The organism is Qipengyuania rhodophyticola (genome assembly GCF_042493225.1).
Taxonomy (GTDB): domain Bacteria; phylum Pseudomonadota; class Alphaproteobacteria; order Sphingomonadales; family Sphingomonadaceae; genus Erythrobacter.
Genome location: NZ_CP170454.1, coordinates 996,371 through 1,021,998, shown reverse-complemented (window position 1 = coordinate 1,021,998; position 25,628 = coordinate 996,371). Strand labels below are relative to the sequence as shown.

At 56.8% G+C, this 25,628-nt stretch carries 18 protein-coding genes; 11 read left to right on the top strand and 7 right to left on the bottom strand.

The window, feature by feature from the left end:
* The first annotated feature begins 27 nt into the window (after positions 1 to 27).
* From groL to ACFCXQ_RS04820, 3 genes are all read left to right on the top strand, one after another.
* Positions 28 to 1,683 carry a chaperonin GroEL gene (gene groL, locus ACFCXQ_RS04830; protein WP_379553619.1) on the top strand — a complete coding sequence of 552 codons (1,656 nt, stop codon included), beginning with the start codon at positions 28 to 30 and terminating at the stop codon, positions 1,681 to 1,683.
* 270 nt (positions 1,684 to 1,953) lie between these two features.
* Positions 1,954 to 4,074, top strand: a complete 2,121-nt coding sequence (locus ACFCXQ_RS04825; protein ID WP_379553616.1) for a hypothetical protein — start codon at positions 1,954 to 1,956, stop codon at positions 4,072 to 4,074.
* A 117-nt stretch (positions 4,075 to 4,191) separates the two neighbouring features.
* Positions 4,192 to 6,030 (top strand): DUF885 domain-containing protein, encoded by a 1,839-nt coding sequence (locus tag ACFCXQ_RS04820; protein ID WP_379553614.1) that lies wholly within the window; start codon positions 4,192 to 4,194, stop codon positions 6,028 to 6,030.
* Positions 6,031 to 6,175: 145 nt separating this feature from the next.
* On the opposite strand, the gene ACFCXQ_RS04815 is transcribed toward ACFCXQ_RS04820, so the two are convergent.
* Positions 6,176 to 9,337 carry a TonB-dependent receptor gene (locus ACFCXQ_RS04815; protein ID WP_379553612.1) on the bottom strand — a complete coding sequence of 1,054 codons (3,162 nt, stop codon included), beginning with the start codon at positions 9,335 to 9,337 and terminating at the stop codon, positions 6,176 to 6,178.
* 348 nt (positions 9,338 to 9,685) lie between these two features.
* On the opposite strand from ACFCXQ_RS04815, the gene ACFCXQ_RS04810 reads away from it, so the two are divergent.
* Entirely contained in the window at positions 9,686 to 10,390 is a 705-nt protein-coding gene (locus ACFCXQ_RS04810) for a response regulator transcription factor (protein WP_379553610.1), read from the top strand.
* Between the two features lie 8 nt (positions 10,391 to 10,398).
* A complete protein-coding gene (locus tag ACFCXQ_RS04805) occupies positions 10,399 to 10,926 on the top strand; it encodes a hypothetical protein (protein WP_379553609.1) in 528 nt (175 codons plus the stop codon).
* A 14-nt stretch (positions 10,927 to 10,940) separates the two neighbouring features.
* Here ACFCXQ_RS04805 and ACFCXQ_RS04800 read toward each other — a convergent pair whose 3' ends face one another.
* Entirely contained in the window at positions 10,941 to 13,127 is a 2,187-nt protein-coding gene (locus ACFCXQ_RS04800; protein WP_379553607.1) for a CHASE2 domain-containing protein, read from the bottom strand.
* A 36-nt stretch (positions 13,128 to 13,163) separates the two neighbouring features.
* A complete protein-coding gene (locus tag ACFCXQ_RS04795) occupies positions 13,164 to 14,477 on the bottom strand; it encodes a FecR domain-containing protein (protein WP_379553605.1) in 1,314 nt (437 codons plus the stop codon).
* A gap of 220 nt (positions 14,478 to 14,697) precedes the next feature.
* On the opposite strand from ACFCXQ_RS04795, the gene ACFCXQ_RS04790 reads away from it, so the two are divergent.
* The gene (locus ACFCXQ_RS04790) at positions 14,698 to 15,582 is read left to right on the top strand and encodes a phosphodiesterase (protein WP_379553603.1); all 885 of its coding nucleotides are present in this window, start codon (positions 14,698 to 14,700) and stop codon (positions 15,580 to 15,582) included.
* On the opposite strand, the gene ACFCXQ_RS04785 is transcribed toward ACFCXQ_RS04790, so the two are convergent.
* Positions 15,579 to 17,636, bottom strand: coding sequence for a CHASE2 domain-containing protein (locus ACFCXQ_RS04785; RefSeq protein WP_379553601.1), 2,058 nt, complete (start codon positions 17,634 to 17,636; stop codon positions 15,579 to 15,581). The two genes, ACFCXQ_RS04790 and ACFCXQ_RS04785, sit on opposite strands and share 4 nt — an antisense overlap.
* 130 nt (positions 17,637 to 17,766) lie before the next feature.
* Between ACFCXQ_RS04785 and ACFCXQ_RS04780 the strand changes: the two genes are divergently transcribed.
* Complete coding sequence (locus tag ACFCXQ_RS04780) at positions 17,767 to 19,479, top strand: solute:sodium symporter family transporter (protein WP_379553599.1); 1,713 nt, start codon at positions 17,767 to 17,769, stop codon at positions 19,477 to 19,479.
* Here the strand turns inward: ACFCXQ_RS04780 and ACFCXQ_RS04775 are convergent.
* Both ACFCXQ_RS04775 and ACFCXQ_RS04770 read right to left on the bottom strand, forming a co-directional pair.
* Positions 19,476 to 20,387 (bottom strand): TauD/TfdA family dioxygenase, encoded by a 912-nt coding sequence (locus tag ACFCXQ_RS04775; protein ID WP_379553598.1) that lies wholly within the window; start codon positions 20,385 to 20,387, stop codon positions 19,476 to 19,478. The genes ACFCXQ_RS04780 and ACFCXQ_RS04775 overlap by 4 nt on opposite strands.
* Before the next feature lie 4 nt (positions 20,388 to 20,391).
* The gene (locus tag ACFCXQ_RS04770) at positions 20,392 to 21,465 is read right to left on the bottom strand and encodes a Gfo/Idh/MocA family protein (protein ID WP_379553596.1); all 1,074 of its coding nucleotides are present in this window, start codon (positions 21,463 to 21,465) and stop codon (positions 20,392 to 20,394) included.
* Positions 21,466 to 21,570: 105 nt separating this feature from the next.
* On the opposite strand from ACFCXQ_RS04770, the gene ACFCXQ_RS04765 reads away from it, so the two are divergent.
* From ACFCXQ_RS04765 to ACFCXQ_RS04755, 3 genes are all read left to right on the top strand, one after another.
* Complete coding sequence (locus ACFCXQ_RS04765) at positions 21,571 to 22,722, top strand: acyl-CoA dehydrogenase family protein (RefSeq protein ID WP_379553594.1); 1,152 nt, start codon at positions 21,571 to 21,573, stop codon at positions 22,720 to 22,722.
* Between the two features lie 11 nt (positions 22,723 to 22,733).
* On the top strand, positions 22,734 to 23,615 hold the full coding sequence (gene mtnP / locus ACFCXQ_RS04760; protein WP_379553592.1) for an S-methyl-5'-thioadenosine phosphorylase: 882 nt from the start codon (positions 22,734 to 22,736) through the stop codon (positions 23,613 to 23,615).
* An 82-nt stretch (positions 23,616 to 23,697) separates the two neighbouring features.
* Positions 23,698 to 24,228, top strand: a complete 531-nt coding sequence (locus tag ACFCXQ_RS04755; RefSeq protein ID WP_379553590.1) for a hypothetical protein — start codon at positions 23,698 to 23,700, stop codon at positions 24,226 to 24,228.
* A gap of 39 nt (positions 24,229 to 24,267) precedes the next feature.
* Here ACFCXQ_RS04755 and ACFCXQ_RS04750 read toward each other — a convergent pair whose 3' ends face one another.
* Positions 24,268 to 24,903, bottom strand: a complete 636-nt coding sequence (locus ACFCXQ_RS04750; protein ID WP_379553588.1) for a DUF6928 family protein — start codon at positions 24,901 to 24,903, stop codon at positions 24,268 to 24,270.
* 170 nt (positions 24,904 to 25,073) lie between these two features.
* Between ACFCXQ_RS04750 and dcd the strand changes: the two genes are divergently transcribed.
* Positions 25,074 to 25,628 carry a dCTP deaminase gene (dcd, locus tag ACFCXQ_RS04745; protein WP_379553586.1) on the top strand — a complete coding sequence of 185 codons (555 nt, stop codon included), beginning with the start codon at positions 25,074 to 25,076 and terminating at the stop codon, positions 25,626 to 25,628.

Here is a 25,628-nt window from a genome sequence, read left to right as displayed (position 1 = left end):
ACTTAGAGAATTTCAGGAGAAACAACCATGGCTGCTAAGGACGTAATGTTCGGCCGTGATGCCCGTGAAGGCATCCTCAAGGGCGTGGATACGCTCGCAAATGCTGTCAAAGTGACGCTCGGCCCTAAGGGGCGCAACGTTGTCATCGACAAGAGCTTCGGCGCACCGCGCATCACCAAAGACGGCGTAACCGTCGCCAAGGAAATCGAACTTAAAGACAAGTTTGAAAACATGGGCGCGCAAATGCTCAAAGAAGTCGCTTCGAAGACGAACGACCTCGCCGGTGACGGCACCACCACTGCAACCGTTCTGGGCCAGGCGATCATCCGCGAAGGCATGACTGCGGTTGCCGCCGGTATGAACCCGATGGATCTAAAGCGCGGTATCGACCAAGCGGTCAGCACCATTGTTGCTGATCTGAAAGGCCGCTCAAAAGACGTCGCTGGCAGCGAAGAAATCGCGCAAGTCGGCATCATCTCTGCCAATGGCGACAAGGAAGTCGGCGAGAAGATCGCCGAAGCCATGGAGAAAGTTGGCAAAGAAGGCGTCATCACTGTCGAAGAGGCCAAGGGTCTCGAATTTGAGCTCGACGTGGTTGAAGGCATGCAGTTCGACCGCGGTTACCTCTCGCCTTACTTCATCACCAACCCTGACAAGATGACGGTTGAGCTGGAAAATCCATACATCCTCATCAACGAAGGCAAGCTCTCCAGCCTGCAGGCCATGCTGCCGGTTCTCGAAGCCGCCATGCAATCAGGCCGCCCTCTGCTGATCATTGCAGAAGACATCGAAGGCGAAGCGCTCGCGACCCTCGTCGTGAACAAGCTGCGCGGCGGCCTCAAGGTTGCTGCGGTCAAGGCCCCTGGCTTTGGCGATCGCCGCAAAGCGATGCTGCAAGACATCTCGATCCTGACAAAGGGCGAGCTGGTCAGCGAAGAACTGGGCATCACGCTTGATAAAGTCACGCTCGACATGCTGGGCGATGCCAAGCGCGTCACCATCGACAAGGATAACACCACGATTGTTGACGGTGCTGGCGATCAAGCCGACATCAAGGCACGCGTTGGTGAAATCCGCGCTCAGATCGAAACAACCTCATCAGACTATGACAAAGAGAAGCTGCAAGAGCGCCTCGCGAAACTCGCTGGCGGTGTTGCTGTAATCAAGGTTGGCGGCGCTTCAGAAGTCGAAGTGAAAGAACGCAAGGACCGCGTTGATGATGCGCTCCACGCGACCCGCGCAGCTGTTGAAGAGGGCATTGTCCCGGGCGGCGGTACAGCTCTTCTCTATGCGTCAAAAGCACTCGCCGGTGTCAAAGGCGAAAATGATGACCAGACGCGCGGCATCGACATCGTGCGCAAGGCTATCCTCGCTCCAATCCGTCAGATCGCACAAAACGCTGGCCATGATGGCGCAGTGATTTCGGGCAATCTGCTGCGCGAAGATGACGAGACGCAGGGCTTCAACGCAAGCACTGACACATACGAAAACCTCGTGGCGGCTGGCGTGATCGACCCAACCAAGGTCGTTCGCACTGCACTGCAGGACGCGGCATCTGTGGCCGGTCTGCTGATCACCACCGAAGCAGCCATTTCGGATGCTCCGGATGACAGCGCCGGCGGCGCCCCTGCAATGCCTGATATGGGCGGCATGGGCGGAATGGGTGGTATGGGCGGCTTCTAAGCCAACCAGTCATCTGACCTTACAAAAAGGCCTCGGCAGAGCGATCTGCCGGGGCTTTTTTGCGTCCAGACGAATAGTTAACGTCGAGTCTATACAAGTCATTGCCTCACCTTGAATACATATTGCGTAGCGTCACAACAAAAAAGGCGAGGCTTACTTCCGGCTTGCTCCGGAAATAGTTAACGCTTGTGCATGTCGGAGGGGAATTACCAATTCTTTCCGGCCCTTAGATCTCGGGTCGCTTGAAACAATCAAGCAAGAGAGATCATTATGTCAAACAGACTGCCATTTACCGAACCATCACCATCAGGATCAGTGAGAGCACGCGAGGCCAAACGCCAACGTGACCTTGCTACCGAGATTTCCCGCCTCAGACCGCAAGCCCTGACGCGGGCGAACGGTGAAGAGCTGGAGCACGGGCGCGGCAAAGACGCCGCTCGCACTTACCCTGCCAATTTCACCAAAGGCCTGGAGCACGACGAAAATGGCTTTCTGGCGGTGCCAGAGCATTACTCAAAATTTGTCGAGGCGATTAACTCGCCCGATGTAACCGGCTTTGAAAAGCACGTTATCACCGCTGAGGATGAAGAGGTCGATTTTGTCTGCCATGTCGAAGGGTCTGATGTGGCTGTATGCTGGCGCGGCTGGGAAAGCCCTCGCGCAGGCCATGTTTACGAACTGCAAGGCCCCGATGCGGGCGCAGTGGGCATGGCACCTGCACCGCGGGTCCACTCAAGCGAGTTCGTTGCCGAAATCGCTGAAGTGTACGGCATGGCCATCCTACGCGATGTGCCATTTACCGAGATTACATCAGGCGGCGGCGCGAAGATTGGCGGCGGTAATGCGGAACTAACTGCTGCCGAAGTGGTCGACGCGCTCGGCAGCCTGCCGTTCTACTCGCTTTCCGGAGACCTCGTTTCGTCAACCCCAGCGCGCACCGGCGCAGATGGCCTCAATGGCTTTGAGCGCAACCGGCGCGAGGCGCGCTTGCAAGGCCAGGCACTGTCACCGCAAAACGTGTTCCGCGGCTCCACCGCCGGCGCTTTTGCCGGGCCTTACATCTCGCAATTTATGCTAGCGGGGAATGACAGCCTTGGCGGCACGGTCAACGGTATCCCAAGCTTCCCCGGCACCGATGCCCAATTCGATGCTGAAGATGGCTTCGTCCAGTACGGCAATCAGATCATCGACCAGCGCGTGATTGTGCATGAAGAGGGCGTCGATCACATGACCAGTTGGAACCACTGGCTTGACGTCCAGAATGGCGCAGACCTGCGCGGAGCCAATAGCTGGGAGACGAAGCGCCGCTTTATTACCACCCCGCGTGACCTGGCGACCTATGTGCATTTTGATGCGCTCTATCAGGCATATCTCAATGCGGCTTTGCTCCTGCTCGGGTCTGGCACGCCGGCCTCGCGTGGTTTCCCTGAGCCGTCACCCAGCGGCAACCGGACAGCCTTTGCGACCTTTGGCGGACCGCACATTCTGTCTCTCGTGACCGAGGTCGCAACACGCTGCCTCAAGGCGGTGCGCCGGCAGAAGTTCAACTATCACCGCCGTGCCCGTCCCGAAGCGACAGCTGCGCGTCTGTCATTCGCATTGGGTGAGCGGACGAACAAGCTCGAGAATGACTGCGATCTGGAAGATCTGTTTGGCGCCTGCGCAGACGGCTGGGTCTGGGCCGAGGGGCAATTGCCAGATGCGCTGCGCGATGCTGTGATTGATCATAACAAAGAGCAGAACAAAGCGGCAGTAGAGGCAAAACGCGCGGTCAAATGCAACCAAGAAGGACGGCCTGATTGCTTCAAGAACAAGGCCGGCTGGAACGCCTCCAACCTGCTCTTGGCGATGGCTTTCCCGGAAGGCTCACCCATGCACCCGGCCTATGGCGCGGGCCATGCGACGGTGGCGGGCGGCTGTGTCACCATGCTCAAAGCGTTTTTTGACATGTATACTGACTGCCGGGCCGAGGAAGAGCGCACGCTCGACCTTGCTGGCGTCGGCAAAGCCTTTGTGCCGACGGCAGATGGATCCAAGCTGACCCGCGTGGACGAGACCCTCACCATTCAGGGTGAGCTCGACAAGCTGGCGGCCAATATCTCCATCGGTCGCAACATGGCCGGGGTGCATTATCACTCCGACTATTACGATTCGCTGCGCCTGGGTGAGCGGATCGCAATCGGCATTTTGATGGAGCAGATCCCAAGCTATGGCGAGGAAGTGGAAAGCACTTTCAAGAGCTTTGATGGTGATCTGATCACTATAACTGGGACATCAGCCAGTTGCCCGGCACTGGCAATTTGCGACCGCGATGGACTGGCCGCCTCACCGCGTGATTGGTGGCTCCGCCATGTCGTTGGCGAGGAAATCATCGAAGATTTCGGCGGCTAAACCGTTCTGCCTCAATAGCAGGGGAGCCCCGGTGGAGCGATCTGCCGGGGCTTTTCTTTATGGTCTCGTTAGCGCATGAATATTGCTGCACTAAGAACTGATCTAAGGATTCGCTCCATGAAGAACCTGGCCACTCTGCTCTTGGCATCTGCCGCCCTTTCATCATGCGGGATGATGAGCGCGCCGGTCGCTACGTATGAATGCGAGGATGGGCTCGATCAGAGCGCGTGCCTTAATACCTGGTTCGATTCCAAATTTGAAGAAGAGCTTGCATTCAGCCCGATCCGCCAGACGGCGCTGGGTCTCAAAACCGATTACGACAAGATCGACGATTATAGCGTTGAGGCTGAGCAAGCACAGCTCGAATGGTGGCAGGAAACCGCCGCGGAGATGGAAGTCAATTTCGATTATGACGAATTGTCCGATGACGCCAAACTGTCTTGGGACATGTGGATGTTCCGCAAGGAGCAGGCTGGGAAAGCCGCTGAATTCCGCGATCAGGCCTATATCCTGCATCAGATGAACGGCACGCATGCCGCCCTTCCCAGCTTCCTTATCAGCCAGCATAAGGTTGAGAGCGAGGAGGACATGACAGCATTCATCGCGCGGATATCAGGCATTGGCGGGGCGATGGATCAACTGCTGAAACGCGCGCAAGACAATGCGGCAGCTGGCACGCGCCCGCCCCGCTTTGCCTATGATGCAGTGATTGCCGAATCCGGCAAAATCACCAGCGGCGCACCGTTTGATGACGGTGAGGCATCCGCGCTTTGGACAGCCACTGAGGAGCGTTTGGCCGCGCTGGTGGAAGCAGACACGATCACTTCCGAACGCGCCGATGAATTGCGCGAGCAGGCCCGCAACGCTCTGGTTGATGATATGGCGCCAGCCTATGGCCGGGTCATCGCCTGGTTCACCGAGGATCTGCCCAATAGCGATGAAGAAGCAAAGGGCGTCAGCGAGCTGGCAGGCGGCGCTGACTTCTACAATTACAGTCTTGGAGCGATGACCACGACTGAGCTGTCATCCGAAGACATTCACCAAACTGGCCTCGATGAAGTCGCCCGGATCCGCGAAGAGATGATCGCGATCAAAGACCAAGTGGGTTTTGAGGGTGATTTACCTGCATTCTTTGAATTCATCCGCTCGGACGACCGCTTCTATTTCTCCAATGATGATGCGGGCGCGCAGGCTTATATCGATGCCGCTGAGGGGCATCTGGAGTTCATCAACACACGCCTGCCCGAATTCTTCGGCATTCTGCCCAAGGCTCCGCTCGAAGTGCGCCGGGTCGAACCTTTCCGTGAACAGGACGGCGCGCCCCAGCATTACCGCCCTGGCACTCCCGATGGCTCTCGCCCCGGCATTTATTACGCGCATTTGTCAGACATGCGGGCGATGGCGATCCCGCCACTCGAAGTGATCGCTTATCATGAGGGCAATCCCGGCCACCATATGCAGCTATCGATCGCGCAAGAGCTGACTGGCATTCCCAAATTCCGCGCGCAGGGCCAATATATCCCGGCCTTTGGTGAAGGCTGGGGCCTCTATTCAGAGCTCCTTGCCAAGGAAATGGGTGCATACAAAGACCCCTACTCTGACTTTGGCCGCCTCACGACAGAGATTTGGCGCGCGATCCGGCTGGTGGTTGACACCGGCATTCACTCCAAGGGTTGGAGCGAGCAGGAAGCCAACGATTATTTCCTCGCCAATTCGCCCATCCCAGAGGCAAAAGTGGCCGCCGAAGTCCGCCGCTATTTCGTCATGCCGGGTCAAGCGACTGCCTATAAGATTGGTATGATCCGTATTCAGGAACTGCGCGCAAAAGCGGAAGGCGAGCTCGGCGATGATTTCGACATTCGCGGCTTTCACGACACGGTGCTAGGCGGCGGCCCCGTCTCGCTCGGCATTCTGGAAAAGCGCGTCAATCAGTGGATCGAGGCCTCCAAGAGCTGAGCTTGCGCAACGGCGTCAGAGCCTGAGCCTGACCATTGCGGCGATGTCCCACGAAACGAAAGCGGGCCCGGCGCCCTTTTGAGGAGCCGAGCCCGCATCTGCAATGTGACACTATTGGGGTGTCACACGCCTAATTGCTACCCGATCAGAATTTGAACCGTACGCCGGCAAAATAACGTGGGCCATAGACCTGGATAGCGGCGAAATCGTCGGGCGCGCCGCGGAAATTCGTGCGCGGCTCATTGAACAAATTGATGCCCTCCAGCGTAAAGCGGATATTGTCGTTCAGCTTGTAAGAGATACGCGCTTCGAACACGCCCACATCATCAACGTAGCGGATCCGGCCCGGTGTCGCGACGAATTGTTGGAAGTAGTCGCTACGATATTTGTAGACACCCTGAAAATCGAAACCACCGATCTCGTAATAGGCTTGCGCCGATAAAACGTGCTTGGAGAAACCGAACAGGTTCGATGGCGGGATAAGGCCATTGCTGGTGGTCCGCGTGCCGTCTGGGTTCACCGACGTGATCGCCCCGAGCGTATCATCCTCAAACTCGAAGTTGGAATCGGCGTAGTTGTAGCTCAGTTTGAAACCAAGCCCATCGAGCGGCGCAGGCAAATAGCTCAACCTATGAGCAGCGGTCACTTCAACGCCGTAGATCGTGCTCGTGTCGTTATTGGTATCAACCGACGTCACAAAAAGGTCGAGATCTTGCCCATTGATGTTGAAAGTCTCGAAGAAGCCGACAGTCTCAAAACCGCCATTGAAGCTCTTATAATAGGCGTTGAAAGCGAGGATCGTATCGGCATTGGGATACCACTCGAGGCCAGCATCAATGTTCCAGGAAAGCAGCGGATCGGTCGCTGGGTTACCCGTTGCAGAGACATTGTTGACGCCGCCCGCCAAAGCCTCGGCTGGGGTCGCAAAATCATCATCATCGTTGAGGCTGAAAATGCGCCCATCGCCAAGCTCAGACGGGTCAGGCCGCGACAGCGAGCGATAGATACCCAACCGTCCGAGGAGATCTGGCTGAAACTCCGCTACCAAATTTAGGCTCGGAAGAAACTCAGTATATGATGCTGTGTTCGAGCGTGTCGCCAAAGCGCTATTCGATTCCACAAGCACAAAACCCTGGACGCCGTCCTCATCAACGTCATCGAGAACAATCTCGAAAGTGTTGCGGAAGCCGCGTGAACGCACCGTGGTATCAATAATCCGCACGCCAACGTTGCCGCGGATTGGCAGGCTGCCAAATTCGCTATCGAAATTGGCCTGAACATAGCCAGCCCAGCTGAGCTCATTGACGTCAGTATTTTGCACTGAGTCGAAATCGCCAGTTGGGAAAATCACATTGCCGTCAGCATCAAACTCAAGACCTGATGGATCTTCACGTTCTAGCACCTGCGCGATGCAGCGCGCATCAAACGTGGCGAAAGTGTTCGTTGTGCCGATGACATTGCCATCTAGGTCGACATTGGTGACCAGCGGATTGCCGCCCGATACCGATGACAAAAAGCCTGTGGTCGGGAAATTGGTGCGGCATTCCTGGTTCGCGACGAACAATGCGCCTGAACCATCTGTGTCGTTATAGTTGATCTGGATCCGGCTATTGCCGTTTTGTGCACCCGGCACGTCGCGATAGACCAGCTCCTGAAAACGCAGGCCGGCCTGGATCGAGTTAAAGAAGCCATCCATCTCATACGCGACGTCGCCGCGCACAGCCCACACGCTGTTGAAGCGATCCTGCTCCAGATCGGCGCGCAAACGCGGATCATTGGCGAACAGATCGTAATCGGTCACGTCAAAGTTTTGCGTGAAGAAGTTGAGTGCTTCTGAGCCGTTTTGGCGAATCAGAACCGCGGTTTCGATCCGGTCATCGGTGCCATTTGTGCGGTCCGCATTAGGCGTTTGATCGCTTTCAAAGGCTTCCGGGAAGAACGGATTACCGTTCTCATCGGTATTCCCGAAAATGCTCTCGCCATCTTCAGTTCTGAAGCGGATTTGTACTGCTTCCTCAATCCGCTGAGTTTCGGAATACGAGGCGTCGAGCGAAACAGTCAGGCGATCAACGGGGCGAAAGTCAATTGACAAACCGCCGCCATAATATTTCTCATCGCGCTCAAGATATTCACTGACCGCTTCGACGCGTTGTTCATTGGTGAACTGACGCAGCGCGCCGCTCTCAGTGAAAATGAGCGGCAGATCGATCCGGTTTGGATCGCCCGGACCGTCAATGCGCCGCCCCTCAGCAAAGTTGAGATCGCTGCGCTGCTCTCGGAAAAGGCGGGAGGAATATTGGAAATCGGCGTTGATATCGATGTCCGGGGTCGGCTGATACTGGAGCGCCCCAAAGAAGGAATCGCGCGTATCATCCGTGATGTTCGTACGGAATGAATAGCTATTGCGCGCAATCACAAAGTCATCAGTAACGCTGCCATCACGTAGGCCGTCGATGGTTGAGCCGCTCGTGTCGCAATTGCCATCATCGAAAACGCCGTCGCTGGTCGTGGTCGGGTCAATGACGCAGGCGCGGATGGTGTTGGAAACATTCGCTTCCTGCTCGGGATTGGTCGCTTCATTGCGCGAATAGCCAAGCGAGATACCAAACTCACCGTCGCCCAGTTTGAATTGGTCAACATAGCTCAGCGTTGCTCGGTAACCGAATTTCTGGAACCGCTGGTCAGAATCAATATCGAGATTGTCTGGGTTCACATTGAGCTTGAAATCGCCTTGAATCCGGCGGTCAGACAAATCAAGCGGCTTGAGTGTTTCCAGCACGATCTGACCGGCAACGCCGCCTTCGATGTAGCTCGCGGCTTGGGTCTTATAGATGCCGATTTTGTTGAACAGCTCAGATGGGAACTGACTGAAATTGACCGAGCGATCACCGCTGCCGTTCGTGGCAACACGGCCATTGATAACGGTCGAGCTCAGGAATGGACCAAGCCCGCGAATGGAGATTTCTGTGGCGCCGCCCTGCTCGCGGTGAGAGCCTGCACCCGTTAGCGTCTCAAGCGCTTCACCAATGGAAAGTGCAGGTAAGTCACCAATCTCATCCGATGAAAGCGCGTCAAACACCTCAATGGCGTTACGCTTTTCATTGATTGAATTTTGAATGGTCTGGCGAATGCCGGTCACCACAATTGCGTCACCAGCCTGCTCAGCAGAATCACCATCCTGAGGCGCGGCTTGCTCAGAAGCCTCTTGCGCGGAAAGCGGTACTGCGGCCATTGCTGTCCCAGCCATCAATACAGCCATCGCGCAGAATTTGCGCGGCACCACGCCCGCATTAGAAACACGTTTCATCAAAATTCCCTCCCAATTCTTATGGCGAAGGGGGATAATGTACTATAACCCTATGTCAACCGTTATGCATAACCAATACAATAATATCTGTCATACCAATTTGACATACGATTGATTTTTCAAGAACTTTTTCTGGGTGCAATTGTTGGCAGTCGTGAACAGCTGTATGAACATTCACAAAGGCCAATCTGCGTTCATAAAGCCAAGGCCGTGTTGTAAAGACTTGCAAAAATACGCCGCCGATCAGGGACGCTCTCTGGCAAATCTGGCGCATAAATGTAAACTCGCCCCAAGCAGCCAGTGACGCGGCTTGAGATTCTCGCACTATGATTATGGGGAGCGGTAAGCATGAGGATTGCCCTTGCTGACGATGAACAAGAACTTTTGGACCAAGTGTCTTCAGTTATTCTGAGCGCCGGGCATGAGGTTGATGGTTACCGCAATGGTCAGGACCTGCAAAATGGTTTGCGGCGGGAAACTTATGACGTTGTCCTGCTTGATTGGAATATGCCAGGCCGCTCCGGCATTGACGTGCTGAATTGGGCTACTGAGAATCTCTCGCCTCTTCCGCCTTTCATTCTGTTGACCAGCCGTCATGACAAAGAAGACATTGTGCGCGGCTTGGAAGCTGGCGCGATTGATTACATCGTCAAGCCGGAATCGGATGAAGTAATCCGCGCGCGCGTTGAAGCGGCAGGCCGCCGGACCAAATCAGAGGCCCTGCCCAGCACCGCCAACGTTGGCCCTTATGTGTTTGATCGCCGCGAGAAATCCGCCACTCTGTCAGGCGAGCCGGTGCACCTTACCGCGAAAGAATTCGACCTCCTCGATTTGCTCCTGCAAAACTTGGGACGGCCGCTCTCTCGCGGTTACCTCTTCTCCAAAGTATGGGGCAGTGAAGCAGACTTGGAAACGCGCACAATTGATGTCCACGTCTCACGCCTTCGCGGCAAGCTTGATCTCAAGCCGGAGAACGGATTTGTGATTAGAACCGTTTTCGGCTTTGGTTATCGCATGGATGAATATATAGAGGACGCCGACAACAACGAATAGGATGTTGGATGGCGACCCGGACATATGTGTCCCACATGCGCGTTTTGCCGCTAATGCTAGTAGCTTTGCTGCTGGCTGGCTGCGCTGTTCAAACGCCTCCTGAAATCAGATCAAGTCGAGGCGAGGCCGCATCGTTTAGCTCGGTTCACCTTGTGGCGAGCGACCCTGCGAATACGCAGCGCGCTGCCTTTTACGAAGCGCTCAAGGCTGAACTTGCTGCGCAAGGCCTCACCGTGTCAGACACAGCGCCAATGGTCACTGACTATGCGCTCGCCAGCAGCGCCGCTGATCTTGAGCTGTATGCGAGTGAGGCCGGCAAGACTGAAGATCCACCGGAGCAGATTGCCGATGCGCGTAAGTCACATTGGACTGATCGCTGCAAAGCCGCTCGCACACGAGCAACGCTCAGCTTGTTTGAAAGAGCTAGCGGGACCTTGCGCAAATCAAGCATTGCCCATGCGACGGGCTGCGCTGATCAAGCGCCACCATTCGATGAGCTAGCGAAGTTGCTCGTCGCAGATGTGCTGGCTGATTAGCACGCTGATATCGGCTAGCCCGCTAGGCTGGCGGGACACGGAATAGTCATAACGAAACGCGTGCCGTCACTTGCGGTTGAGAAAACCTCGATTTCCCCGCCATGCTCATCAACGACCTTCTTAACAAAGGCGAGCCCAAGTCCAGCGCTTGGACCTGCTCTGGTGTCATGCGCACCAAAGCGGGCGAAGGTATCCTTCATGCGCTCATCGGGCAGTCCCGGGCCCTCGTCGCCAACTTCCACTTGAATAAAGTCGTCTGCCGAGCGGCGCAGCGCCAGTGAAACCGTTTTGCCATTGGATGAAAATTTAATCGCATTGTCGACCAGATTATCAATCGCGCGCGAAAAGGCAGAGGCGTCGATCTGGCAAAACTCTGGGTCAACCGGAACGCGCGTTTCCATGACGATATTTTTGCGCTTGGCGAGCGGGTAAGCACGGTCGCTCGCTTCATGAAGCAGAGCGCCGATGTCCGTATCTTCACGCTCAATCCCCTCATATTCGAGACGGGCGATCTGGACAAAATCATCGGTAAGCTTGAGCGTTCTGCGCGCTTGCATCTCGATCCGCGCGCGCCGTTCATCCTCTCCCAGTGTATGGCCCAGAGTTCCCGCAAGACCAATGATCGCCACTTGGGGTGAGCGCATATCATGTGAGAGAAACTCAAGCATTTCACGCCGCTGTTGTTCGCTGGCACGCAAACCAGTGATATCGCGCAGCGCAATCACTTCGCTGCCCTCCTCAGGGTCAAGCGGAGAACGCGCAACAAGATACACTCGCCCGTCCTTGAGCTCCAACTCCTGCTTCTGACCATCGTATGACGCCTCATTTGCTTCCGCCAAGTCTTGGAAGGAAAGGGTGCTGTCACCGGATTGATCTTCGAAGATGGCTTGCCCTCGCTCATTCATGAGCGCCAGCACTCCCTCTTTGTCGAAGACCAGCATGGGATCAGGCGAGGTGGCGAGTACTTGCCGCAGAAAGGTTAGCCGCTCGCTGGTTGCGCCGATCAGACCTCTCACGCGCGAGACTTGCTGCGCGATCGGATCAAAACCGGATGCAGGCGAGGGATCGCCGCGGCCTTTGACCACTTCATCCAGGCTATACGCCTCATGCTCAAGAAAACGGCTTACGGACGCAAGGCGCCGCCAACCCCAAAGCGGGTAAGCGATGGCAATACCAAAGATCGCTGAAACAACTGGCAACCACAGACCGCCGAAGATCAACAAGCCGCAGGAAAAGGCAAGCAGCCCGCCGATGAGGCCCAAGGCGAGGTATAGGCCAAAGCGCGGTGTGAGACGCCAGAAAGATAGGAACAGCGCCGCCAGGGCCGCCAGAAATATCAGTGCCGCCTGCCATGCAGCCATTGGATAAACCAATTGCTGCTGCTTGATCGCGTTGAGGAAATTCGCCTGAATCTCAACCCCTGACAAAATACGCCCAGCATGATCAGGGACGGAATATCTATCACCCAGTCCCGGTGCCGTCGCGCCAATGAGAACGGTTTTGCCTTGCAGGAACTCAGGCGGAACGCTCCGCGACAATAGCTCAGAGGCGGAAATACTTGGGAAAGCGCCGGAGGCGTGCATCGGGGCAATCGGATTGTCTGGTGCCGCGCTGAGAGCAGAAACATCGACGCCCGAACGCTCTGCTGCCGTCACCGCAAGATGCGGAAAGCTCTGTCCGCCAACCTCCATCTGGCGTTCAAAGCGGCGTACCACGCCGTCCCTGTCTGGCAGAACCGCAACATGGCCAAGAGCCTGAGCTGCTCCCGTTAACTGCGGAAGGGGAAATGCCGGCACAGTGCCAGATGCCGTGCCCGGTTCAGGTGCGAAACTGTGCGGGAGGATAACATTACCCGCCTCCGCAATCGCTCGCGCTAGCTCTGCGTCCGCCTCGGGTGAGGTTGGTTCAATAAAGAGCACATCGACAATGATGCTTGCCGGATCATAGCTCTGCAATTGATCAATAAGCTCGGCATGGCGCACGCGATTCCAGGGCCAATTGCCGACTTCTTGGAGAGAGCGATCATCAATCTCCACCACAACAATGTCCGGCGATGGCTGCGACAGCCGCTGCTCAGTCGCAAAATCCAGCACAGTTGCATCAAGCCGATGTGTCCATTCTTGGTGGTAAGAGACCAGTACGAGTAGAACGCTCGCAATGAGCAATATCGCCCATTCACCCAGCAGGCGCACATTGGTCATCAGCAGTCTACTCGCACGCCGCCAGAACGCTCGCCACTACTCAGTAACCTCAAGTTCCTGCGCTGGGCCCCACACTTTGATCACTTCACCCTCGTCAATCTGGAAGGTCGCCACGCGCCATTTATACTTTGCGGGACTCAAATTTGAGACGAGGATAGCAGAGTTTTCAAGGCCAACTTCGTCCACCAAAAGCGTATCCTGCGCATCATCGCGCCACAATTGGAAAGCGCTGTAGGATTGGCCCGACCCGACTGAGCGCCAGGCGAATTTAAACGCATCGGCAAGCGGAGATTCCTCCACGCCGCCCTCAGCGCTCAAGCGCTTGCGGCGGAAAGTACTGGCTTTCGAGAGACCCTCTAGGCCGACTTGCGAGACGCCGCGCGCTCGAACGAAGTATCGCCCATCTTCCAGCTCAGCGAAAGAAATCTGCGTATCGCTACCCAGCGTCTCTTCTACCACTTCGACAAAGCCCGCATCGCGCGCGATCTGTGTGCGGTATCCGCTCGCCCCGTCCAAGGGAGCGATTTCCAGATTGACCAGTTCTTCAGTTTGAATGCGGCCCGCATCAATCACAACAGGCGGCTCAAGCAAGCGCTCTACAGAGCCAACCGCGCCGGGCGTTGCCGCAACACCAAAGCCTGCCTCAGGGGCGGCAGTCGCCTCGCCCACAGCAACTTCGACCGCGCCTTCGACCACTTCGGCAAGGCTCACTTCGCTGTCCGGCTCGTAAGCGACGCGAAACTCTGTGCCGCGAACCGCCGTCACCGCCACCGGTGTTCCCACGCGGTAACGCGCATCGCCGTCAATCTTGGGTGCGACCACTTCGCCGCGCCCCTTAAGAACACGCAGCTGAATATCGATTTTGCCGTTAATGAGATAACGCCGCGCATCGACAATGCGCGCACGTGAATTAGATGGGATCGAAACGCGCGAGTTGTCCGCGCCGCCAATCGCCACAAAACCGCGATTGCCGGTCGAAATCTCCAGCCCCTCGCGCATTTTGAGGCCCAATTGCGGGGTAATCGTACGCCCCCTCATGCTCAGTGCGACAGGGCCGGAAAAGCTCTGCAACTCCAGATTTACATCCTCATGCTTCAGCAAGGCGCGCGGGATCGTCAGCACTCGTCCAATACGCAATGTGCGCGGATTGCGAATGCGGTTCAGCCGCTGAACTTGCCGGATCGCAGCAGGGCCGGTGAGGTATTCGCGCGACAAATCGTACAAAGTGTCGCCGCGTTTGACCGAATAGCTAATCGAGCCGTCGGGCGCGGCATAGGCTGGGCTTGCGCCCGCGCTCGCCATCCCCAGAGCAACGCCAAGGGCACAAAGGGCACGCTGTGTTGTCTGCATTGCGATCTCTCCTGTGTATTCACGCAAGTAATAGCGCATAGACCCCGCCTTGGCATAGCCCCGACGTTAAGACTCAATGAGTTTTTACAAGGATTACCATTGGATTTCAGGCTGATGGCCTCCTACCCCGTAAGGCAAAGGTTTAGTAACCGTATTTTGCTAATCTTTTCTACCATGCAACTGCTGCTTTTCGCGCAAATTTAAGGAGGGGAGAGCCAATATGCTGGTCGCACAACTGACCGATATTCATATCGGCTTTGACCCGGATGCGAAGCCAGAAGAACTCAACGTCAAGCGAGTGCGGGCGACGCTTGCGCGCATGCTGGCTGCGCCTAATCAGCCCGAATTGATCTTCCTGACCGGCGATCTGACCGATCATGGCCGCGCTGAAAGCTATAACCAGTTGAAAGAGCTGTTCGCCGAAGTGCCGCTGTCGGTATATCCCGCAATGGGCAATCACGATGACCGCGTTAGCCTGCGCAAGGCCTTCCCCGATCTGCCGTGCGAGAGCGTTGAATTCATCCATTATGCGGTGGAGCGTGATGGCCTGAGGATGATCGTGCTCGACACCTCGGAGCCAGACCGTCACGGTGGCGCATTTTGCGAGGCGCGCAAGGCTTGGCTTTCCGCTGAGCTGAACGCGCACCCCGGCACGCCTACCATCATCTTCATGCATCACCCGCCCGTGGTCGCTGGCATCGGCTGGATGGATCCCAATGAAGGCGAAGGCTGGATTAGGCGCTTTGGCGAAGCCGTTGCTGGCCACGACCAGATCCGCTGGATCCACTGCGGACACGTCCACCGCCAGATCAATACGACATTCTGCGGCATCCCGCTATCAGTAACGCCATCGATCGCGCCGCCGGTGGCGATGGATTTGCGCCCGATAAGCCCGGACATGATTGATGGCCGCAATCTGATTACATCCGAAGCGCCGGGTTATGCGATGCATCGCTGGGAGAACGGCAGCCTCGTCTCACATTACGAATATGTCGATGATTGGGATGTGTTGGCGGCCTATACGCCCGCGTTGCAGCCGATGATCCGCGATATGTTCGCCGAGCGCAATTTCAAGACGAAGCAGGCCGCACGGCCCACTGTTTAACCGAGATTGAAGGTCCCGGTCTCATCGAGCTCGCCTAACCGTTTCAGCAGGTTTTGCAGCGCGGTATCGTCAGGATATCTGCCCGCCACTTCTTCTACAAGATTAACCGCAGTCGAGGGATAGCGCTCCGCAACTGCGCTTGCCTCGATTAGCTTGGCCGCAGCCTCGCTTGGGAAGTCCGGCGCAGGCTCCATAAGGTCGACCGGCTGCGCACGGCCCCGGAGCCTTACCCGGCCCATCGCGCGCCACCATTTGATACCTGAACGCTCGGCAAATTCTCGGCTCGCCATAACCGAGCTATCCAGTGCCTTATTAGCTGCCTCCAGCCGCGCGGCGGTGTTCATGCTGTCGCCCAGCGCAGTGTATTGAATGCGCGTCTCGCCGCCGAAATTGCCCACCACTGCCTCGCCAAAATGGAGGCCCACTCGGGTTTTGCCGACTTTGGGCAGATCTGGGTCCATCGCCGCGACTTCTGCGCGAAAAGCCTCGCCCGCTTGCCATACGGCATAGCCAGCCCGCGCCGCCCGCTCGCCATCATCATCCTTCGCAATCGGCGCGCCCCAGAACGCCACCACGGCATCGCCAACGAATTTGTCGATAACACCGCCATGGTCGAGCACGACTTGGCTGAGCATTTCAAGGTAGCGATTGAGCAGTTTGGCGACCATTTCCGGCGCAATTGCATGGCTCATCTTGGTAAAGCCTTCGAGGTCAGAAAAGAGCACGTAAATCTCTTTCTTCTCGCCATGCAGCGCCAGCAATTCCGGCTTGTCGATAATCTCCGATGCCATTTCGCGCGGCAGATATTTGCCCAAAGCGCCTTGGGCGAAATTGCGCTGCACCGCGCCCGCAGCCCGCGCCGTCGAGGTCACTGCGCTAAATGCGATGATCCAGCCGAGCAGCCAACCCGCCGCTGGCACGCCGTACGTATCCACGCCCTGCATCTGCAAGAGGAACGGGGCGCCTAGGATCGCGCCGAACTGAACCGCCAGCAGCAAGTATATCCGCCAATTGCCCCATTCGAGCAGGCCAGTAAGTATGGCCATACCCGTTATTAGCAGTGTTAACGCGCCTAGAATAATTGGCGCAGGCGCGCCCGGCGCCTTGCCATCAAGCATTTGAGCAATCTTTTCCGCATGCACTTGAAGACCGGGAGGTTGATGCGTGTCCATCATTTCCGAAATCGGAGTCGCGACGCGGTCATAGTCGATGATGTCACCCCCGATCAGGATGTATTTTCCGTCAATCTGCGTTTCAAGCAGCTCTCGTGCCTCGGGCACTGCGAGGATTTCCGGGCTGGCAAAGGTGCCAATTGGGAGCTTAGGAAAGAGCGATTCTGCAATGCCCGAACTCGTATCTTCGGTTTCGTCTCCGGCTTTGGTCAGCCGATAACGAATTGAACCTTCGTAACCCGTCAGAGCGCTGTCGCCCTCACCAGCACTGATGAGCATCGCGCGTCCCAAAACGGGGGGGATACGCGAATCAGCGGGCAGAAACCGCCGCGTCACGCCGCGCTCATCATCCAAACGGATACTGGCCGCACGCGCATTGCTACCCTCAAGCGCACCGATAAATTCGTCGAGATACTGCTGCTGTTCATAGGCAATATCGCCAGCATTGGTTTCCATCGCCGCATAGCCAACCGAAACCGGAGTTTTCATATTGCGCAGCACTTCGAGCAACTGTGCGTCTTCAGCTTGTGGTTGATCGAAAAGAATATCGATACCAATCGCTTTTGCGCCCAGCCCGTCCAATGTGGTCAAGGCATTGGCGAGCAATCCACGATCAAGTGGCGATCGCTTTTGCACATCGATCAACGTCTGATCGTCATAGACCACCATGACCACGCGCTGATCTTGATCGATAGCGTTGGCGTCAGCTTCCAACCAAACGCGTGTATCGAACAATGCCCGTTCCGCATCGGCAGTAACCGGCAAGACCCAGCTCGCCATGGCAATCACGATTGCGGCCAAAATCAGCAGGGCAGTGATCAAAAGCCTGCGCGGTCCCGCCTCGCGAACACTGCGCCACCCCCGCGCGAAGAGCTTCATCATCCCCATCGCGGGCATCCTATGACGAGAAGGCAAGTTTTAGAATAGCATGTTTTGGCCATGAGCCATGTGGGACTAGCGCAGCGGATGGGAGCTTGCGCCGCGCCCGCCGCTGGGCGAAGGATGCTTGCCAATGGACGGATCTCTCATTTTTACCGCACTCACCTGCATCGCGGCGATGGCGCTGGTCGCATGGGTCAGCTGGCTCAAAACGCGCGGGACTGCCGAAACCAAGGACGGCTATTTCCTTGCCGGACGGGGCCTTGGCGCGACATTTATTGCGGGCTCATTGCTGCTGACGAACCTCTCTGCGGAGCAGCTAATCGGCCTCAATGGCTCGGCATATGGCCACAATCTGTCCAGTATGGCGTGGGAAGTGACGGCGGCTGTGGCGACCATCGCAATGGCGTTCCTATTCCTGCCGAGGTATCTCGCTGGCGCTTTCACCACCCTGCCCGAATTCCTCAACGACCGGTTCGATCCGACGGTGCGGCGCATGTCTGTGCTTCTATTTATGCTCGGCTATGGCTTGGTGACTATCCCGTCAGTGCTTTATTCTGGCTCGCTAGCGGTGATGGCGTTTTTCGATGTGCCATCGCTGACCGGGATGAGCACATTTCCCGCTCTTTTGGCGACTGTCATCGTGATTGGTATCACTGGCGCCGCCTATGCCGTGCTGGGCGGGCTAAAGGCGGTGGCGGTCTCCGACACGCTCAACGGCATCGGCCTGCTATTCATCGGCATGCTGGTGCCGGTGCTGGGCATTATGCTGCTGGGTGATGGCAGCTTTGGCGCGGGGTTTGACCGGCTGGTTTCCGACCATCCGGAAAAACTGAATGCAATCGGCAGCGCGACCGATCCCACGCCCTTCGGCACGATCTTCACGGGCATGATTTTTGCCAATCTGTTTTACTGGTGCACCAATCAATATGTGATCCAGCGCACATTGGGTGCGCAGTCGCTGGCAGAGGGGCAAAAGGGCATCCTCGCGAGCGGTTTCTTCAAGATCATGGTGCCCTTCATGATGATGATCCCGGGGGTGATTGCGTTTCACCTTTATGGTGCAGGCATGGGCTCGATCGACGAGGCCTATCCGCGCCTCATTCGCGATGTTCTACCGACTTATTTGACTGGGCTGTTTCTGGCGGTGCTGCTCGGCGCGGTGTTCAGTTCGTTCAACTCATTGCTCAACAGCGCCGCGACTCTGTTCACGCTCGATATCTACGCCCCTGCTCGCGGCGATAAAGCGAGCGACAAAGAGCTGGTGAGGGTCGCAAAATTCGTCAGCATAGTGATCGCGCTGTTCTCTTTCGGGATCGCACCGCTGCTCTATTTTGCCGAGGAAGGCCTGTGGCAAGTCGTCCGCGTTTTCACCGGCTTCTATAATATTCCCACCGTCGCGATTGTCATCATCGGCCTGTTCACGCGGCGTGTCCCGGCACTCGGGGCAAAGCTGGTGATCATCTTCCATGTCACCGCTTATGGCCTCATCCGTTTTGTATTTGACGATGTGATCACGCTGCACTTCATCCACCTTTATGCCGTGCTATTCGTCATAGAAATCGCGATCATGCTAGCGGCGGGATATTGGCATCCGCGTGCAGAGGCCTATGTGCCGCCAAGCAAGAGCGAAGTGGATATGACACCGTGGCGCTTTGCGAGGCCAACGGCGTTCACGCTGTTTAGCTGCGTAGTGGGGCTATATCTGCTCTTCTCACCGATTGGCGTGGCGCAAACCGGAGGTGCGGGCTCATTGCTCGCGATAATGATGGCGGTTCTGGCGCTGGCCAATCTAGCAGTATGGTTTTTGGCCGCGCGCGGACAGCAAGTTGACTCAGCAAGCTAGCCAATAAGCGAGGCGAGCACCCGGCGCTTTCCGGCAAAGGGCCGCCGCCCATGCATCACCGCAAAATTATCGACCAGCACAACGTCGCCTTCCTGCCATGCGTGATCATAAGTCAGCTCATCAGCGAGCGCGATGATCGGCGCCATATCCTCCGACGTAATCTGCTCGCCATCGCCAAATGTTAACGCGCGCGAGGGATCATTGCGGCTGTCCGACCATCCGCGAAAAGCGGCAATCAGCTGATTGAAAAAGCTCTTACGGCCATCGCCCAGATCACGAACCGCAGGCAGCGTCGCAGTCGTCACCCGCAAGCTGCCGTCTACCTGCCACTCCCACGTATAGCTTAGCTCGGACAGCCGCGCTTCCGCCGCCTCGCGGGTATCGACGCCCAGCGTGCTGCGCCAGCTGCGGCCCTGCCCCGATCCAGCATCATCTGCGCCGGGCATAGTGTTCGTATAACGTACGCCGCGATTCTCAAATGTCTCCGCCAGCCCCGGGTTTTGCTCGGCCAATTGCGCGAATAGGAGATCAGATCTGCATAGCGGGGTAGCCCCGCCTTCCGCTGCCGCAATCTCGCAGTAAAAGAATAGCTTACTCGGATAGAGCGGCGTCTGCGCCATCTCATGATGCAAGTGAATTTCAGTGGTCGGCGGCGCTTCATTGGCAGTGAACACACGCGGCGTCACATTCACCCGGACCGCATTGGAGAGCGACTCTTCATAAGTGAAACCCGGCTCGCCATACGCCTCAACCACAGCGTCAAAGACATGCGCGTCGCGCACGTCAAAGCCGCGCATGAGCACTGCGCCGCCGCCGCCAAGCCCCGCATCAAGTGCGGCTTTGTGAGTGGCGACAAAGACGGCAAGACTTCCCTTGCCTTCAATGATGTTAGGTGTGCTCTCTGACATAGTTCTAGCTCACAAAATTCAGCGTCACGGGCAGGCCCGTTGCAATGGATTGCTGTGCCGCCGCGCCCATTTCAACCGAACGCGTGCCATCGCGTGCGCTCAGTTTGGGCGGCAGCCCTTTCACCAGCGCCTCGTGAAAATCACGCAGCTGGAAATAGGTCGCACCGTGATGATCGCCCGCTGCGAGAGCATCTGCAGGCGTCTCAACATGCTCGACCTGCGCGCCGCTTTTGTCACGCGGCGCAAAAGTGACCGTTGCCGCCGGGATCGCCACATCAAGCCGCCCCTTATTACCCACCACACAGATCTCTTCCTGCTGCTCCGCGCCCTCCGCAAACATGCACAGATCCAGCACAGCCCGCACGCCGCCAGCAAAATCAACCAGCACATAGGCATTGTCGATAATATCAGGCGTCTCGCCATCATAGCGCTCGTCCAGATGGTTCACATCCTGCCCACCGCTCGCGAAAATCCGCACTGGCTCATCGCGCAAGATATGCCGCATCAGATCAAAGAAGTGGCAGCATTTCTCGACTAAAGTGCCGCCCGTATTGCGATTGAAGCGGTTCCAATCGCCGACCTTCTCCAGAAACGGAAAACGATGCTCGCGAATGGAGAGCATGCGGATATCACCCGCCTCGCCAGCCTGCGCTCGCTCGGCGAAGCGCGCGACCGGCGGCATATAGCGATATTCGAGCCCCACCCAGACAAGCGGATCATAATCCGCGATCATCGCCTCGAGCGCGCGGGCATCGTCTACCTTGGTGCAAAACGGCTTTTCAACGAGGATCGCAACGCCTTGCGCCATCGCCTGCTGCACCACTTGGAAATGCGTGAAGTTGGGCGAGGCGATAATGACCGCGTCGAGTGGATGCGCGGCGTAGAGCCTCGCCGCATCGTCATACAGCGCGGGCGTCTGGCCGAGTTCGGCCGCCAACGCCGCCGCCTCCTCGCGCGATCCCGCATCCGGGTCAGCGATCGCCACCAGCTGCGCATCCGGCACAAGCGCAATATTGCGCATATGCTCGCGCCCCATCATGCCGCAGCCGATGATCGCATAGTTTCTTTGTCTACTCACGCCTGTCCTGTGTCGTGTGCGCCGCGCAAGCGCAAGCACCTTGCGATTACGCTCTCGTAAATTTCACTATTGGCAGGGCGCGCTTGCTGCACCATGACAGCCCGCATGACTAACCAATTTGACGAGATCCGCCGCGCCGTTGCCAAAGTATGCGCAGAATATCCAGGCGAATATTGGCGCGCGAAGGATGACAAGCGCGAATACCCAAGCGAATTTGTCGAAGCGCTGACGCGTGAGGGGTATCTTGCAGCGCTCATCCCAGAGGAATTTGGCGGAGCGGGCTTGCCCCTATCAGGCGCAGCCGCGATCCTCGAAGAGATCCAGATGCAGGGCTGCAATGGCGGGGCGTGTCATGCACAAATGTATATTATGGGCACGCTGCTGCGGCACGGTTCGGACGCGCAAAAGGCCGCTTATTTGCCCAAGATTGCGAGCGGCGAATTACGCTTGCAAGCCTTTGGTGTGACCGAGCCGACCAGCGGGACCGACACGCTTTCGCTCAAGACTGTCGCCAAGCGTGGGGGCGACAATTACATCATCAATGGCCAGAAAATCTGGACCAGCCGGGCCGAACATTCTGACCTGATGCTTCTGCTTGCGCGCACCACGCCGCGCGAAGAGGCGATGAAGCGCACCGATGGCCTGTCGGTTTTTCTGGTCGATATGCGCGAGGCAATCGGCAATGGCCTGAGCATTCGCCCGATCGACACGATGATGAATCACTCCAGCACGGAGATTTTCATTGAAGACCTGAAAGTGCCTGCGGAAAACCTGATTGGCGAGGAAGGCAAGGGCTTTCGCTACATCCTATCCGGCATGAACGCAGAACGCCTGTTGATCGCGGCGGAGTGCGTCGGGGACGCCAAGTGGTTCCTTAAGAAGGCAACCGATTACGCCCAAGACCGCAGCGTCTTTGGCAATCCAATTGGCAAGAACCAAGGTATCCAGTTTCCGCTCGCGCGTGCCTATGCCGATATGCGTGCCGCCGAGCTGATGGTGCATGAGGGCCTGCGCAAATATGAAGCAGGCGAAGATGTCGGGGCAGAGGCCAATATGGCCAAAATGCTCGCGGCGGACGCCAGCTGCGCAGCGGGCGAAACCTGCATTCAAACCCATGGCGGCTTTGGCTTTGCCGCCGAATTCGACATAGAGCGCAAATATCGCGAGACGCGGCTGTATCAAGTCGCGCCGATATCAACCAATCTGATCCTGGCCTATATAGCTGAGCATGTGCTCGGCCTGCCTAAGTCTTATTAAAGGGAATACCGATGAGCGAAGAATGGACCATTGGCGTGATTGGCGGGTCAGGCCTCTACGAGATTGACGCGCTGGAAGAGGCGCAGTGGCTTTCGGTCCAGTCACCTTGGGGCGAGCCTTCGGACGAGATCCTGTGCGGGCGCGTTGGTCATGTGAAAGTGCGGTTTTTGCCGCGTCACGGGCGCGGGCACACCGTACTTCCCGGACGGCTCAATGCGCGCGCTAATATCGATGCGCTCAAACGCACTGGCTGCACCGATATTCTCGCGATCAGCGCGGTCGGATCACTTTCCGAGGATTTGCCACCAGGTCAGTTTGTGACGGTCGATCAATTCATCGACAACACAAAGGGGCGCCCCTCAACCTTCTTCGACAATGGCTTTGTGGCGCATGTCGGCATGGGCGATCCGGTTTGCCCGCGCCTATCGACACTCGCCGGACAAGCCGTGCAAAAGGCAGGCGGTGAGCCGATGCAGGGCGCAACCTATCTCGCCATGGAGGGGCCGCAATTTTCAACTCGAGCTGAAAGCAAGATGTACCGGCAATGGGGCGCACATGTCATTGGAATGACCGGCATGCCCGAGGCGAAGCTCGCCCGCGAAGCTGAGCTGCCTTACGCGCTGCTCGCGATGGTCACCGATTGGGATAGCTGGCGCGACGCCGAGGCGGCGGTCGATGTCAGCGAAATCATCGCGCAGATGCAGGCCAATGGAGAAATGGCGCGCAAGGCTTTGGATGAGTTCTTCGCGCTATTGCCCGCGAAACGACAAGCATCGCCAATCGACACCGTGCTCGATGATGCAGTGATCACTGCGCCTGACAAGCATGACAAGACGCTGGTTTCAAAGCTCGATGCAGTGGCTGGGCGGCTATTCTCGCAAGCTACAGAATGATTGCGGCAGATAGTGGCAATTAGTGGCGCTCTCGGCAAACTCTCATTGTCATTCGGTTTCGTCCTCCCCTAAAGTGAGGCTCATGGGACGCATTCTCCGTTTAATCCTAGCCGCGCTCGCGCTCGTCTGGACAGTTCCGGCCGCCGCGGATGTCCAATTGAGCTTTCACAGCTTTAATGGCTCGGTGCTGTTTGGCCGCTATCCGCACACATTCATTGTGCTGGACGGCACGCTGGAGGCGAGCGGCAAGGTCATCAAAGAGAACTACGGCTTTTCGGCCAAGCGCGCGACACCGGCCGTTCTGCAGGGGCCGGTCAAACACACCATTTTGGTCGAGAAAGACAAATGGCTGACCAAGACCAATCGGCATTTTACCGTATCGCTATCGGATGACCAGTATCACCGCATCAAAGCGCTGGTCGAAGAATGGCGAAATGCGCCGGGTAAGTTTTACGATCTCGATACGCGCAATTGCATCCATTTTGTCGGCGAGATTGCTAAGATCGTCGGCCTTAAAGTGACCTATCCGCAAAAGATGCTGCGCCGCCCGAAGAAATGGCTGAACCATATTACAACCATGAACCCGCATTTGGGCGCAAAGGTTATTAAGTAGCGGACGCGATCCATGAAGTCGCCCTCGTTACCAGAACTTTTACCATGGGCTTGTGATCACTGCGAACTTCATTATCGGGACGTCTTCCGGATCACAAACCCAGTCGTCCGGGGATCCTTCGAACTGGATGCCTAGCATCGACAAGAGTGCTGTTTCTGAAAGCTCAAGCGGATGGAAGGGCAGCGGATACGGTTCGTCATCTTCGAACTCATCGTCCAATGAGTGTAAGCCATCCCAAAATGGGACCTCGAACGGCAAACGTTCACCAATGTCCTCTTGAACGCCGCTATCGGGAGAGACACCCAGGGCACGAACTAGCGTTCCCTTGTCCCAAAGCGCGAAGGAACACCAATCCACAGCCGAATGAGTAGCATGAAGATAGGCCTTCGATCCGAGATCAAGGCTGCGCCATCGAGCATCGATGCGAGATGGGAAATCACCCGAAAGGTCAGTGTGAGCCACAATCTTTAGGTCCCCGTAAACGCCAACAAAGATTTCACCATCATCCGGATTAAGAAAGCTAAGACTGCCGTCTTCTCGCGCCTCGATCTTCGCATTTGGGAGCAGGCTCTTTGCCAAAGAAAATGAAGCATCCCGATCAAGTTGGGGATTAGCGCCCAATGTCTCTTTGGGCTCGTTGTCGAAGCAAGCCACAAACCAAGCTTTGGCACCCATCTGCAACTCCTTATTCTATCTAGGATCTGATAGCCCGAGCTGATTAATATACCGAGAATTTTTTAGCGAACGAGCGTAAAAAAGACCAGCCTTGTAAGTAGAGGCGAGCCTCCACGGATATTTTAACGTTTCAGCTTGCCGGTAACGCGACAATCAGGAATCACTCTCCCATGGCGATTCTCTCAGACAAATGGATTCGGGAACAGGCGCAAACAAAGGGCATGATAGAGCCATTTGTCGAAGCCCAGCGGCGCGAAGGGGTGATCTCCTACGGCGTGTCTTCGTTTGGTTATGACGCGCGCGTTGCGCCTGAGTTCAAGATTTTCACCAATGTGAACTCCGCAACTGTCGACCCCAAGAGTTTTGATTCTGAAAGTCTGGTCGACCGCGAAACGGACGTGTGCATCATCCCGCCCAATTCCTTCGCTTTGGCACGCACGGTCGAATATTTCCGCATCCCTGACGATGTGCTTGTGATTTGCTTGGGCAAGTCCACTTATGCGCGGTGCGGCATAATTGTGAATGTGACCCCACTTGAGCCGGGCTGGGAAGGTCACGTGACATTGGAGTTTTCCAACACCACGCCGCTGCCCGCGAAGATCTACGCAAATGAAGGCGCGTGCCAATTTCTGTTCCTGCAGGGCAATGAGCGGCCAGAAGTCACCTATGCTGACCGTGCTGGCAAATATATGGGGCAGCGCGGCGTGACGCTGCCGAAGCTTTGA